The following is a 12,721-nucleotide window of genomic DNA, read 5'->3' as shown; positions in this document are numbered from 1 at the left end:
AACTCGAACGGAGTGCGGGAACGTCGGCGAACGAGGGACCGGAACCTCAAGACGACCGCATCCTTGGCGACAGAAAACCCACACCCTCACGCAGCACTGATCACCAATCACGGATCACGGATCACGGATCACCGACACGGATGGGCAGGTGCCGGCAGGGCCGACCACCCCCGACTCCTCATCACCACCACTCAGCGGCGCGGCACCCGCTCAATGACCGGCGCGCTGGGCCTCCTCGGCCCCGATCTCCTCGGCGCCGAGCTCATCCGGACCGAACGCTTCTCCGCCAAAGGCACCCCCACCACCGGCCCCACTCCCGCCCCCGCCCCCGCCCCCACTCCCCCGCCGCTCCATCAACTCCCGTACGAGCCGCACGAGTTCGGCAGGTTCGAAGGGCTTGGCAAGAAAGGCGTCAACGCCGACGTCGAGCCCACTGTCGACCTCGTACTGCGTACAGGCACTGACGATGGCGAGGGGAAGATTCCGGGTCCGGGGGTCGGCACGCAGCCGGGCGGCGGTACGCAAACCGTCGAGCCGAGGCATGACCACATCCAGGGTCACCACATCGGGCCGCACGTGATGCACGACGTCCAGGCATTCGGCACCATCGGCCGCGGTCACGACCTCGATGCCCTCCAGCTCGAGGTTGACCCTGATCAGCTGCCGGATGACCTTGTTGTCGTCCACAACAAGCACCCGGCCGGACGCGCCTGGCACAACTCGAGAGTAGGTCCGCGCCCACCGCGCCGTCCGGGTTTTCCCCACTTCCACCCCCGTGCGGGGGTGGCAACCACCCCAAGGAGGCCCCCCGCGGACGCCTCCGCTCCCCCTCCCCGGAACACCGCCCCGCCCCCACATAAACCCATGCCAGTCCCCCACGAAAGAGCTGGTAGGGTTCTACCCGTCGCCGCGAACACCGCGCCCGACACGCCCCCGTAGCTCAGGGGATAGAGCAACGGCCTCCGGAGCCGTGTGCGCAGGTTCGAATCCTGCCGGGGGCACCCCTTATGAGGTGCCCAAAGACCCCGTCATCAGCGGAAACGCTGAGGCCGGGGTCTTCGCGTATCTACAGCCCTGTGCAGCCGAATGCCGCCCTGAGCGGCCCTATGTCGGCGTCTGTGGACTATTCGTGGACAGGATCTTGGAGTGTTTTCCCTGGTCAGTCCCGACGAGCGGCAAAGCCCGCAGCCAAGTCGGGAGGCTGGGTGGCGGCCACCCGGTAGTACGACCGCGGACGACGCAGCGCCAGCGGAGGCTCCTCCGGACCATCAGCGTTTGGGCCAGAGAGTACGGGCTCGTTAGCTACCGTCTCCACGTCATGAGAACTCAGGTGAGTGCCAAGGGGTGGGGATGTCCGGCGCAACCGTCTCTCTAATCGTTGCAATCGTTGGCGTGGGCGGCACTCTGGCCTCCGCGGTGATCACCCAAGTCCTCGCTCAGCGGGCAGAGTCACGGAGACTGGATCGAGAACAACAAATCCGCGCCGCTGAACAACGGGCTTCTGAAGATCAACGCAAGATCGATCAGCTGCGAAGCTGCTACGCCCAACTGAACGCCCACGATCGCCAGTACAGGGACGCAATGCTCGCGTACGCATACGAACTCAAATCAGGATCCACCGACGCGGATGCAACAGAAGTGAGTAGCGCGCGACGCGCTCAGCGAGACACCCGCGCTGAAGCCCAGCTGCTGGCAAGCGACGCAGTACTCGCGGCCGAGAGCCCCGTGAATGAACGACTCACGACCGCATACCGACACCTGATGAACGTCGCAGGCGAGTCAGACCCATCCACACGTCGGGCAAAGATCACTAGGATCATCGGCCTCTTGGACTCGATCATCCCGCTGCAGGGCCATGTGCGGGATCTCATGCGCCTTGAGGTACGCACCACTGAAGAGCTCCCGGACGCGCACCACTCCGAGAGCGGGCTAGCAACGCTCCATCAGACCGACTCGTGACGTTCCACGACTGCCGTTGCTGGAGGCTCGACTACGGAGACTTCCAGGGGGGCTCCACCTGGCAGAGCCGTGATCACTCGTACTCGCGCAACAGCTCCTCGATCTTCCGGTTGGCGATCTCCTGCCGCCCGTCGATGCACTTGGCGTAGCGGCCCAACAGGACCTCAACGCTGTTGCCCGCCCGCTCGGCGACCTCGGTCGGGTCGACCCCGGCGTTGAGCCACGTCGACAGAGCGGAGTGGCGAAGGTCGTACGGTCGACGGCCCAGCGGCGAAGCCACCGCGGCTGGCGAAAGGGCAAGCGTGCGGGCTTCCTGCCAGGCCCTCCAGTACGTCGACGAGGCGACCACTCCCCCGCCCTCGCTGTAGAACAGGCGTCCGTCAGCGGCGGTCCCGAAGGTGTCGAGGTGTTCTCTGAGTATCGCTACGAGTTGGGGCGGGATCGGGACACGACGGACGTCCTCTGCCGGTCGATTCTTCAGCCCGCGGTCGTCGTGGCTCTCCCCCGAATCCGTCCACTGCTTGCCTACGCTCGGGCGCGTGCGATGCAGGAGCACGGTTCCCCAACCCTGCTCTGGCAGCGTCAGGTCAGCTTCGGCGAGGCCGATCGCCTCGGCAGGCCGCAGGCCGGCGAAATACATGCAGGCAAAGAGCCCGACGAGTCGACGGCCGCGGGCCCTGCGGTAGCCACCCACGTAGGACACGGCGTGGAGCAGAGCGAGCGCCTGTTGCGGATTCACCACAACGCGCGGGTCCACCTCGCTGGACACCTTGGGCTTCTGCCAGCGCACGGCGGTCAGCGGATTCTCCCTGAATTCACCGAGGTCAACGGCGTAGTGCAAGGCGTTGACGAAGGTGCGGCGCTTGCGGCGTACGGTCTCGGCCGCAGCGGACTTGCCATCAAGACGGATCTTGAACGAGTCGAGCACCTCACGCGCCGTCACAGGATCGGCCAGGTCATTCAACGGGCGCGACGCCTTGGCGATCCAATGCAGGGTGTTCGCGATCTCGGTAGGTGCCTCCCGTTCAGCCGGCCCGGGGAGGACGAACGCGCAGTTTCGCAGGGCCTGCCTGATCAGGAGGGTACTTGGCCGTCCCGGGCGGTCGTCGAGCAGCGCGATCGTCACCGAAGTCAGTGATTCGTTGATCCCGTCGCGGGTGTTGGGCGCGGCATGCGGCCATTTCATCGCCAGGTACTTCAAGGCGAAGTCGTACCAGGTGAGCTTGGCCTTCGTTTCTGCCATCGAGTCCGGAAGGCCTGTGCCGCAGTCGAATTCCTCACCATCCCGCGCGGAGCGCATGAGCTTGGTGCGGTAGTGATCCGCGAGCGCCTTGGTCCGGAACGTCTCGGAGAAGACCTTGGCAGCAACCGACCAGCGCACGTCGTAAGAGGGCCGCTTCGAAGCGCGCTTGCGAACCCCCCAGATCTTCACGTCCAGGGACTTCACGCGGTTTCCTCCCGCTCACGCAGCCAAGCGGTGAAGTCGCTTCGCCACACCCTCAACTCACCGTTGGGGAGCTTCAGGGCCTTCGGTGCCTGGCCCAGCTCCCGCCAGCGGTAGAAGGTGCGCCGGGAGACCTTCCCCAACTCGTCGAGGATCTCCGAAACGGTCATCAGTTCATCCCTCACAGGTGCGCTCCTTCCAGGGCTAGTTGGTCGGGCAAGGCTTCGCGTGCGGTTTCGCGGTTGATCTGGAGATCCCGGGCGATGCCGGCGGCAAGGACGGATTCCCCGGGCGTGTGGCCGTGGCCGGCGTACTGCCAGCTCGCCAGCACGATGACGGTGTCCGGCTCTGTGTCGTCGAAGCCGCGGTCTTGCCGCTCTTGGGCGGCGCGGTAGTCGGCGCGGATCTGGCGCAGGGTGCCGAGGGTGGTCGAGTAGCGGCGGGACTTGGTGGAGAAGTGACCGCGGAAGCCGAGCATGTGCGCCCAGGCCCGCAGGCGCCGGTCCGGGTAGAGGGAGTCAAGGTCGAAGCAGGCTTCGATGAGGCGCCGGGCGTGATCAGGGACGCCGAGAACGACCGGGGCTTCGCGGTTGCCGATCGGCCGGTCCAGGGTGCCCGTGTTCTCAGCTGCCTTGGTGGCGTACTTGGCGACGTAGGAGGCAACCGCTTGCTCGGTGATGTCGGAGCCGTCACCGAAAGCCTTGACGGGGCGAATGTCGAGCTGAGTGCCCCACTGGAAGGAGCGGGCCGGCTGCTGCCCCGCGGCGGGCGTGCTGACGGTCGAGTAGCGGTGAAAAGCAGCGGCCCTGATGGACTCCGTGAGCAGCGCGGTCGTGGCCCAGGACGGTGGCGGATCGTCCGGCCCATCGGGTCCGTCGAGGCGGATCACGGCGTGGAAGTGGACGGCGCCGCGCTTCTGGAACTCGGCGACCTTGCCGTAGGAGAGGCGGCAGGTGTCGGCCAGTTCGCGTTGGGTCAGGCCCGCGCGGGCGGCGATCTCACGGCGCAGCCGCTTGACGAAGCGGTGCCACAGGTCGCCGGCGTGGTTGTTGAAGAGCACGGCGCCCGAGTAGTCGTACGTTGCCGGGTCCAGCGCCGTACCGAGCGCGGGATCGTCCTCGGCATGCCGACTACCGCAGCGGCAGGACCCGCGGGCGGGCCGGTTGTGGACAGGACCAAAGGACGGTGCGGTGAAGGTGGCGAAGACGCGGGGGCGTTCGCGGACGGCGTCGGGGATACCGTGGCGGTCGTCTCCGGCGAGGCCTGCGCGGATCAGGTGGTACGTGTCGCCCGCGTAGGTCCAGGCGCAGGCCGGGCAGCGGGAGGCACGGCGGTTTCCGCAGGCGATCCGTAACCGTGCGCCCGGCTCGTGCTCGGTGCTGTAGTGGTGCAGCGTCTCCCCGGTCGTCCTGTCCTTGGTAAGGGTCCAGCCCGTGAGGTGAATTGGGTTGGCGCAGCCGCCGGTGCGGCGGATCTGGTCCTGCCAGCGGTCGAAGCCTGGGGAGCCGGCCACCCGGAGTGTGTCGGCGAGGGTGGCCGGGTCCAAGCCCGCAAGGGTCGCGGTGTCGGTCATGCGGCGGTCACCGCCGTCTCTCGGTCGAGCGGAGTGCCGGTGATGGTCTCGATGAGAGCGGAGACAAGGACTTCCGCGACGGGTGGGGTGACGGCGTTGCCGTACTGGCGTACGCGCTCTCGCTTGGTGCCGAGCACGGTGTAGGCGTCGGTGAAGGCCATACCGCGGCCGATCTCGTACGGCTCCAGCATCCGGAACTGCACGTCGTCCAGGTCGACATGGCTGCCCGTGGTCAGGCCGTAGCGGTCGTGTGTGGTCAGGGTGCCGACGGGTTCGGCCACCGGGCGCGCGGTGCCGGTGCCGTAGTACGGGATGAGGAGGCTGTTCCACTGGACCTGTTCGAGCCTGGACGGGGTGACGAGGCCGTGGTGGTTGCCGGAGGCTGTGACGGTGGCGAGAGCGTCCAGGACGGGGCGGGCGTCGGAGTTGCCGCCGCGCAGTTCGGCGATGAAGGGCAGCCAGGCCAGGCCGGTTTCGTTGCGGGCGGTCTGGGTGCGCAGCGGTTCGCCAGCCGGAACCGCGTGCTTACCGTCGCGGCCTTCCACCGGGACGAGCAGCGGCGGCACGGCCAGGGCGTCGTTCTCGCGGGTGGTGCGGGTGGGCAGCGGCACCGTGACGGGGCTCGCCTCGGTGCGCCAGGTGCCGCCTGCCGGGACGGTGACGGGCAGCGCGTAACGGTCGAGTCCGGCGCGGATCCGGGCGAGGGTCTTGGGTGACAAGCCGCCGGGGCGGGCGCCGATCGGAGTGCCAGGGCGCGACCAGTCGACGGCGACGGCGGCCGGGAGGACGGAGGGTTCCACGAGGGCGTTGCGGCAGGTGACGTGCGGGCAGCGGTAGACGTACTGCTGGCGGTATCGGCCCATGTCGCGACGGAGGTTCTTGAACACCTGCACCGCGTGCACCCCGGTCTCGCAGACGGGGCACCAGGCAGACGGCCGCAGCCACTTGTCCCAGTCGGGTGCGCGGCCGAGCGAGCGGCGCCAGTAGGCGAGGTAGAGCCGGTCTCGGGACTGGGGCGCGTACGGCGTGCGAACCGGGCGGGCGTGCATCGAGTTCAGGGCGATCAGCCGAGTGTCGTAGCCGAGTTCGCGGATGGTGGCCCGCCAGGTGTGCCACAGGTCCCAGGCCCGGACGTCGATGACGTTCTCGACGATCCCGGCGAGCACCGGCCGGCCCTTGGCCAGGCAGGCTTCGAGGTAGCGGGGCACGTCCCACATCAGGGCGCGTGAGCGGTCGGCGGCCGGGTCGGGCAGGGTCTCGCCGAACAGGTCGGGCTGTTTGTCGAAGTCCCGGCGGCGCCCACGCGCGTTGGACCACTGGGGGCATTCCGGGGAGGCCCAGAACACGTCGGCGGCCGGGAAGCGGGCGACATCAGCGTCGTGCAGGTCGCCGCGGAAGTGGTCGGTGTCGGGAAAGTTCGCGCTGTGCGACTCGATCGCACGGTCCCAGTGGTTGGCAGCCAGGACGGGGCGGATGCCGGGCACGGAGGCGGCGCCGTAGGACGAGCCACCGACCCCGGCGAAGAAGTCGATGTAGGTGAGGTCAGACACGGTCCACCGCCCGGCGCGCGATCGCCGCGTCGTACACGTCGGCGATGAGCTGGAGCGGCAGCCAGCCGAGGCCGTTGCAGCCGATGCAGTTGGCGAAGACGATCTTGTGGGAGCCGTCGTCGTGTCGGGTGCCGACGGTGACGGCCGCACGGCCGAAGCCCCAGCAGTTGGGGCACATGCGGCCATCGTCGGGGAAGAGCTCGGTGTAGTGCGCCATGATGGGCGTTCCTTCCGGTTGAGAGATCGGACGGGGGCACGGCGCCCGGAGCGGACGAGACTTGGCGGTTGAGGCCGCTCCGGGGGCTGGTCAGCGTCGGGTGTGGCTGGCGAGGATCGAGCGGACGACGAGCGCGCACACGGCCAAGGAAGCGGCGGTGATCGCGACCGCGAGCAGCATGGAGACCAAGACCGCGCCCACGACGAGGACCACGGCAACGCCCACGCCGACGACGGCCACGACGGCACCCGGGGTGAGCTGGACGGGAGGCCTGGACGGTGCGGAAGCCATGGCGGCCGGCACGTAGTGTTGGCAGCCGCAGGCGGCGGCCGTGGCGTGGTGAGACTGGTCGACGGCAGTCGGCGTGACCACGGGGACGATCTGTTGGCCAGGGGTCGGGTTGACCGGAATACGGGGCTGGAACACGGTGGAACTCCCTTCTAGGTCAGCTCATTTGGTGGTCGCGTCGATGGCGGGGGCGAGGAAGCTGCCGGCGAGGAGATAGCCGCCGATCAGCAGGACGATCACGAGCCAGAGCGGTGGACGGACGAGCTTGATGCCGACCAGGCCGACGCAGGCGATGAAGAACCACAGCGGTACGGACATGGCGCCGGTCCCCTCTCAGCGGACGGGGCAGCAATGACCCTGGGCGGCGATCATGGCGGGGCTGATGTCGTCGTATTCGACGGCCCAGCCGCAGTCGTCGGCGGCGCAGGCGGCGACGTATTTGATCTGGCCGCGTCGTCCGTGGGCGGTGCCGACAGTGACCTTTCCGACGCGGTGCAGTTCGCGCCAGATCTGGTAGATGCCCATGGGTGATGCTCCTTTCGGGGTCAGGTGAGGTGGGCTGAGATCGCGTCGGCGAGGTGGGGCGGGACGCCGAGGCGGATACGCAGGGTGTCGCTGTCGATCGGGGTGCCGGTGCGGGCGCGGTGGTCTTCGGCGACCTTGCGGGCGTGGTCGACCAGTGCGGCCGGGACTGGCGGAAGAGGATCAGCGGCGGGGAGGGCGGGCGGGTCCTCGGCAGCGGGCAGCGAGGCGGGCTCTGCCTCACTGGCGGGCCCCCGCTCGATGTCCAGGTCCATGTCCGGTGTGGTTTGCGGGACTTCGGTTGCCGGGCCTGCGGGCTCCCGGTCAGGGGGCACGTAGGAGTGGGCAAGGAGCGTCCCGCCGAGGAAGGCGAGCGCGGGCCATCCGGCGATGCCGAATCGCAGCCAGGCCGGCGGGTGCGCAAGGTCGAGGAATCCGGCCGTGGCCACGTTGGCGCCGAGCGAGGCGACCAGAGCGATCAGAAACCAGGACCAGGCCAGCCGGGACGGTCCGTCGGAGCGGAGGCGTCGCCAGGCAGCGACCAGGAGCAGGTCGACCGAGACCGGATAGGCCCAGGCTTTCCAGCCGTCCTGACCAGCAGCGTCGGCCAGGTCGTGCAGGTGGGCGAAGGACAGCGCACCAGCGATCACGGCTTGAACGAGGACGGCGTCCGGGCGGATCGAGCGGGACATGTCTTCACCTCCTTTTGTGGTGCCGGGACCGGGCGGGGATCGTGACCGGCCGCCCGAGCCCGGCGCGGTTCAGTCGGTGCGGGCTTCGCCGCTGCCCCAGCAGGTGAGGCAGAGTCCGGCCTGCTGATCGGCGGTGGCGCGGCCTTTGCGGGAGCCGACCCGGACGGCTTCGGTGCTCTCGCCTGTGCCGTCGCAGTCCGGGCACTTCGCGGGCTTGGGTACGGCGGTCCTGCGGCGGCCGGCGGGCTTCTTGGCGGTGGCCATGGTCACCGGCCCTGGCCGGGGTACTCGGGGCCCTCGTTCGGGTCGTAGCCGGGCGGGAACATCCCCGGCGGCGGCTCCGGCAGGGACGCGGCCAGGCACGGGCCGACGGTGTCGATGAACGTCTGGTCGGCGTCGTGGAGTTCGGCGTAGACGGCCAGGGAGCCGAGCATCAGCACCGTGCGGTGGAAGTCCTCGCAGTGCTCACACATCGAGTGGTCCTCCTGTTTCAGGCATGGCTCGGGTAGGGACGTGGCGCGAGGCGGTCGCGCCGGCCGGTGGAACCGGGAAGGATCAGGCGGCTTGAGCTACCGCCGGAGCCTCAGCGGGCGCGAGATCAAGCCCGGGCCGGAAGCGGGCCAGCTCCGGGAGATCCGGCACCAGGTGGGCGTGCCGGTTGCAGGCGGCGACGGCCTGCCGCATCGAGGTGTGCGGCGTGCGGATACGGGTCCAGTCGCCGGTGGAGTAGCCGACCACGGCCATCCCGCGGCGGGCGTTGGGAATCTGGGTCGCGGCGAACACCGCGTGCGGGGAGACGTCGCCGAAGGCCATCTTGGCCGTCGATTCGTCGTTGACGCGGTGCACGGTCCGGCCGGTCAACTGGGCGCGGAGCATGGTAATCCCGTCACCGAGTTCGGACCCGAAGCGCTGCCCGTAGATGTCTAGGAACATGCCCGCCGCACGGCCGAGCTGGGCGAGGCGGATAAGGGCTGTGACGATCCGGTCCCGTCGCGGATCGTTCCGCTTGGCGCTGAGAGCGAGTTCGGCGATCTCGTCGATGGTGACCACCACCGGGACCGGGCGTAGGGCTTCGGGCAGGTCCCAGATGTTCGCGGCGATCTCGGCATCCGGGGTGTCGGCGCTGATCCGCTGTTCGCGGCGGACCACGTCGTAGATGGACTCCATCCGGGCCACGAGGGCTTCGAGCAGGTCGGCAGCGTCATCGGGATTGTCAGCCAGCGCGGAGAAGCGGCGTGCGAACGGTCCGAGTTCGATCTTCTTGCAGTCGATGCCGACCAGCGCGACCGGCTGTGCGGCGAGCTCCTTGATCACGGTGCGCTGAAGGACGGACTTACCGGACTGCGTCGCACCGACCGTCACCGAATGCGGCACCTCCCGGTAGTCCCGGTAGTGGATCGAGCCGTCCTCCACGAGAGCGACGGGGATCTTCAACAGGCCGCGGTCGGTCTTGGCGGGCATCTGTACGTGCTTGAGCACGTCGTAGCCGGTCAGCGTGATCTCAACGACGCCCGGCTTCATCTCGCGAGAGGTGACCTGATAGACGCCGAAGGAGTGGCGCAGCCGGTCAGCGGCGGCGGAGAACTCGAAGGCGTCCTGACCGGGACGCATCTTGATCCGCAGCCGGATGCCGGTCCGTGTCGGCCGCAGCCACAGCAGTCGGGGCACCCGCTGCTGCGGAACGGGCTTGTTGAACCACCGGGCGAGCGCCAGCCGAAGACGCGAGGCCGGCACGGTCAGGTGGCAGGCGTCCATGACGGCCGCGTAGCGGAAGCGGATCCGGAGCGCAGCCAGAGCGACGCCGAAGGTCAGCCAGTACCAGGCCGGACGACGCCACCTCAGCAGCAGCGCCACCCCGACCACGATCGCAAGCGCGATCACTAACCGGCCCATGATCAGGCCGCCTTGGACTTGGCTGCCTCGGTCACCAGCGAGGTGACGGCGACCGCACGGAAGCTGATCCCGTGCCGCTTCTGACCGTTGAACTCGTTCTCCCACGGCCGGGCCACCAGACCGGTCAGGGCGACCGGCGTACCCATGACCAGCTCGCCGGAGATGTCGGGCTCTGCCACCGTCACCGTGATGACCTCCGCGTTTCCGTTCATCACGAACAGCACGTCCACGGTCATCAGCGTGAGACCGGATTCCTGGTCGGTGGCGATCTCGCCAGTGCGGCGGTCCTTGACCTTGGGCTGCGGGGGCTGCGCCACCATCGCGGTGGCGGACGAGGTGTCGACAGGAATCTGACGCATCGTCTCTTCTCCTGATCTCAAGGGGAGTTGAACCAAACTTTTGTCGGTGAGATCAGGGAACTGCGAATCGTGCGGACGTAGCACCGACCCTATGGACCTTTGGGGACGTTCTCGCTACCGTCGAAAACGTCCCTGCGTCCTAGAGTTCCTGGGAGCGAGTCATGGCGAACGAGCGCTTACGCGCGGCGATCTCCGCAAAGGGCGAGACCATCCAGACGCTTGCAGATCACGTCGGCATAGACCCGAAGAGCGTCGAACGATGGATTTCGAAGGACCGCACTCCGCATCGCAACCACCGGTGGAAAGCAGCAAACTTCCTCGGCTCAGACGAGGTCTACCTCTGGCCCACCGTCGAGAAGCAGGTCGAGACGGCGAGCGCGTCCGAGCTGATCACGTACTACCCGCACAGGGGCGCCGTGCCCGCGTCGCTCTGGTCGCACTTGATCGAGCAGGCGACCAGTCAGATCGAGATCCTCGTGTACGCAGGCCTGTTCCTCTTCGATGGACACCCTGACCTTCCGAATCAATTGGCTGAGAAGGCTCAGCGTGGAGCGCACCTACGCATCCTGCTTGGCGACCCGGACTCGGAGATGGTTCATCAACGAGGTGAGGAAGAAGGCATCGGGGACGACTTGGCCGCACGCGCCAGGATCACGCGCCGCTACCTCCAGCCGGCCGCCACAACACCCGGTGTGGAGATCCGACTGCACGACACGATCCTCTACAACTCGATCTATCGATTCGACGACGACATCCTGGTGAACCCTCACGTTCTCGGCGCTCCGGCAGGGCAAAATCCCGTCCTGCACTTCCGCTACCTCCCCGGCGCCCGCACATTCCGGCACTACATGCGGAGTTTCGACTACGCGTGGGAGCGTGGGACTCCCGTGGCGCCATGACTCCTGAAGAGTTACCGCTGCTCACGGACGTGTTCCCGGTACTTACGGCGAACATCCTGCGCCTGCTCGATCCAGACGACACGGTTCTGATTGATCAGGTCCCAGCCCTGCGGTACCACGGCGTCTGCACCTGCACGCCCACATGCCACAACCTTCTGACCGGGCCACAGGGCTCACCCACCCCCTACCTATGCGAGCTGGAGGAGAACGACGAAGCCGTGATCTGGCTCAGCCTCGACCCGACCGCGACGGTCATCGTGGACATCGAGGTCTTGGACGGCAGAGTTCTCTAGCTAGTCCTACTTGGTCCGGATCGCGAGCTCGGGGTCGAGGGAAGCGTCAGTGAGGCCGAGTGCCTCGCAGAGTCCCTTATGCTCGCGGGGCAGTTGGTATGAACAGTCCATTTAGGGGGCGCGGAGCCGCATGGCCGACGAGATCAAGTACGAGTACAAGACCGTGCGGGCAGTGCGCGGCACCAACGGCTTGATGATCTCGAAGATGCAAAAGGATGGCTGGGAGCTCGTGGAGCAGACCCAGGGCACACTTCGCTCCACCCTCAGCTTCCGTCGGCCGAAGAAACCGCTGCCGTGGCCCCTGATCGGCGCGTTGGCCGCCGCCCTAGGGATCCTGGCCATCATCATCGGCGTTGCCTCCGCACTCAGCGGCGAAGGAGAGAAGCAGAACAAGCCAGACAAGCCGGTAGCCGCTGCGAGCGAGAAGCCTTCCGCTACGCCGACTCCCACCGCGGCCGAGTCGACTGCCACTGAGGTGATCACGCCTCAGAACAACCCTGAGTTCGCGGCGCTGCTGAAGGCGGACTCGTGCGACGACGCGAACCTGGACTTCGCGACCAGGCACGCGGGCCAGACTGTCGCGTTCAACGGCTCGATCGTGAGCATGGCGCCCCACGGTGACTACGACACCCGCTACGACTTCCTCCTGGGCCCAGGCGACAAGGGTCCGAACACGACGGTGGGCCCGGCCTTCAAGTACGAGGACGTCAACATCCTTGGATTGAAACTGACCGGCAAGAAGATCCCCGCCACCGTCAGCGCAGGCGACAAGTTCCGCTTCGTCGCCGAGGTGGGCGAGTTCAAAGCGGACCAGTGCCTCTTTTTCCTCGACCCGGTCTCGACGGAAGTTCGGTAGTCCAGACGGGCAGCCGTGTCATCACGGACCAGCATGCCCGACCAATCAGGCCGTCGTCAGGAGGGCTCAGTGGCCCGACATGCGATGAGCAGTTCGTGGCCCCGGCTCACCGGTTGATTGTCGTGCGGTGATCGTTCCACCAGCCGCCACGATGCCCTGGCGAAGACAGATGGGGC

General features: G+C 67.6%; 18 protein-coding genes and 1 tRNA gene. 5 read left to right on the top strand and 14 right to left on the bottom strand.

Annotated features, from left to right (window positions below; all coding sequences use genetic code 11):
- Positions 1 to 210: 210 nt before the first annotated feature.
- Positions 211 to 771: a response regulator gene (locus ACFZDJ_RS16810; RefSeq protein ID WP_391059758.1), complete on the bottom strand. Its 561-nt coding sequence runs from the start codon at positions 769 to 771 to the stop codon at positions 211 to 213.
- 158 nt (positions 772 to 929) lie between these two features.
- Here ACFZDJ_RS16810 and ACFZDJ_RS16805 point away from each other — a divergent pair.
- Both ACFZDJ_RS16805 and ACFZDJ_RS16800 read left to right on the top strand, forming a co-directional pair.
- A tRNA-Arg gene (locus ACFZDJ_RS16805) sits at positions 930 to 1,001 on the top strand.
- A gap of 349 nt (positions 1,002 to 1,350) precedes the next feature.
- Entirely contained in the window at positions 1,351 to 1,959 is a 609-nt protein-coding gene (locus ACFZDJ_RS16800) for a hypothetical protein (protein WP_391059755.1), read from the top strand.
- 73 nt (positions 1,960 to 2,032) lie between these two features.
- Here the strand turns inward: ACFZDJ_RS16800 and ACFZDJ_RS16795 are convergent, their stop codons facing one another.
- The 13 genes from ACFZDJ_RS16795 to ACFZDJ_RS16735 all read right to left on the bottom strand — a co-directional run bounded on the left by ACFZDJ_RS16795 (position 2,033) and on the right by ACFZDJ_RS16735 (position 10,497).
- Entirely contained in the window at positions 2,033 to 3,406 is a 1,374-nt protein-coding gene (locus ACFZDJ_RS16795; RefSeq protein WP_391059752.1) for a tyrosine-type recombinase/integrase, read from the bottom strand.
- Positions 3,403 to 3,573, bottom strand: coding sequence for a helix-turn-helix domain-containing protein (locus tag ACFZDJ_RS16790; protein WP_391059844.1), 171 nt, complete (start codon positions 3,571 to 3,573; stop codon positions 3,403 to 3,405). Before ACFZDJ_RS16790 ends, ACFZDJ_RS16795 begins: the two co-directional genes overlap by 4 nt.
- Before the next feature lie 11 nt (positions 3,574 to 3,584).
- Positions 3,585 to 4,976 carry a replication initiator protein RepSA gene (gene repSA / locus ACFZDJ_RS16785; protein ID WP_391059749.1) on the bottom strand — a complete coding sequence of 464 codons (1,392 nt, stop codon included), beginning with the start codon at positions 4,974 to 4,976 and terminating at the stop codon, positions 3,585 to 3,587.
- Complete coding sequence (locus tag ACFZDJ_RS16780) at positions 4,973 to 6,526, bottom strand: DNA cytosine methyltransferase (protein WP_391059746.1); 1,554 nt, start codon at positions 6,524 to 6,526, stop codon at positions 4,973 to 4,975. The genes repSA and ACFZDJ_RS16780 overlap by 4 nt, the downstream gene beginning before the upstream one ends.
- Complete coding sequence (locus tag ACFZDJ_RS16775; RefSeq protein WP_391059743.1) at positions 6,519 to 6,743, bottom strand: hypothetical protein; 225 nt, start codon at positions 6,741 to 6,743, stop codon at positions 6,519 to 6,521. Before ACFZDJ_RS16775 ends, ACFZDJ_RS16780 begins: the two co-directional genes overlap by 8 nt.
- Positions 6,744 to 6,833: 90 nt before the next feature.
- Complete coding sequence (locus tag ACFZDJ_RS16770) at positions 6,834 to 7,169, bottom strand: SpdD-like protein (RefSeq protein WP_391059741.1); 336 nt, start codon at positions 7,167 to 7,169, stop codon at positions 6,834 to 6,836.
- A gap of 24 nt (positions 7,170 to 7,193) precedes the next feature.
- Complete coding sequence (locus ACFZDJ_RS16765) at positions 7,194 to 7,349, bottom strand: hypothetical protein (RefSeq protein ID WP_097224766.1); 156 nt, start codon at positions 7,347 to 7,349, stop codon at positions 7,194 to 7,196.
- Between the two features lie 15 nt (positions 7,350 to 7,364).
- Positions 7,365 to 7,556, bottom strand: a complete 192-nt coding sequence (locus ACFZDJ_RS16760) for a mobile element transfer protein (RefSeq protein WP_391059737.1) — start codon at positions 7,554 to 7,556, stop codon at positions 7,365 to 7,367.
- Between the two features lie 20 nt (positions 7,557 to 7,576).
- Complete coding sequence (locus ACFZDJ_RS16755) at positions 7,577 to 8,245, bottom strand: DUF2637 domain-containing protein (protein ID WP_391059735.1); 669 nt, start codon at positions 8,243 to 8,245, stop codon at positions 7,577 to 7,579.
- A 69-nt stretch (positions 8,246 to 8,314) separates the two neighbouring features.
- Positions 8,315 to 8,509 carry a hypothetical protein gene (locus tag ACFZDJ_RS16750; RefSeq protein ID WP_391059732.1) on the bottom strand — a complete coding sequence of 65 codons (195 nt, stop codon included), beginning with the start codon at positions 8,507 to 8,509 and terminating at the stop codon, positions 8,315 to 8,317.
- A 2-nt stretch (positions 8,510 to 8,511) separates the two neighbouring features.
- Positions 8,512 to 8,718 (bottom strand): hypothetical protein, encoded by a 207-nt coding sequence (locus ACFZDJ_RS16745; protein ID WP_326842336.1) that lies wholly within the window; start codon positions 8,716 to 8,718, stop codon positions 8,512 to 8,514.
- An 82-nt stretch (positions 8,719 to 8,800) separates the two neighbouring features.
- Complete coding sequence (locus tag ACFZDJ_RS16740; RefSeq protein ID WP_391059729.1) at positions 8,801 to 10,138, bottom strand: FtsK/SpoIIIE domain-containing protein; 1,338 nt, start codon at positions 10,136 to 10,138, stop codon at positions 8,801 to 8,803.
- A 2-nt stretch (positions 10,139 to 10,140) separates the two neighbouring features.
- Positions 10,141 to 10,497, bottom strand: coding sequence for a hypothetical protein (locus ACFZDJ_RS16735; protein ID WP_391059726.1), 357 nt, complete (start codon positions 10,495 to 10,497; stop codon positions 10,141 to 10,143).
- 161 nt (positions 10,498 to 10,658) lie between these two features.
- Here ACFZDJ_RS16735 and ACFZDJ_RS16730 point away from each other — a divergent pair, with 161 nt between their 5' ends.
- The 3 genes from ACFZDJ_RS16730 (at position 10,659) to ACFZDJ_RS16720 (ending at position 12,545) form a co-directional block, all read left to right on the top strand.
- Positions 10,659 to 11,396, top strand: coding sequence for an XRE family transcriptional regulator (locus tag ACFZDJ_RS16730; protein WP_391059722.1), 738 nt, complete (start codon positions 10,659 to 10,661; stop codon positions 11,394 to 11,396).
- Positions 11,393 to 11,689, top strand: a complete 297-nt coding sequence (locus ACFZDJ_RS16725; RefSeq protein WP_391059719.1) for a hypothetical protein — start codon at positions 11,393 to 11,395, stop codon at positions 11,687 to 11,689. The genes ACFZDJ_RS16730 and ACFZDJ_RS16725 overlap by 4 nt, the downstream gene beginning before the upstream one ends.
- A gap of 130 nt (positions 11,690 to 11,819) precedes the next feature.
- A complete protein-coding gene (locus ACFZDJ_RS16720; RefSeq protein WP_391059716.1) occupies positions 11,820 to 12,545 on the top strand; it encodes a DUF4839 domain-containing protein in 726 nt (241 codons plus the stop codon).
- The last annotated feature ends 176 nt before the right edge of the window (positions 12,546 to 12,721 follow it).

Source organism: Streptomyces sp. NPDC007896 (assembly GCF_042959425.1).
Classification (GTDB): domain Bacteria; phylum Actinomycetota; class Actinomycetes; order Streptomycetales; family Streptomycetaceae; genus Streptomyces.
This window is presented reverse-complemented; position numbering and strand designations above follow the sequence as displayed.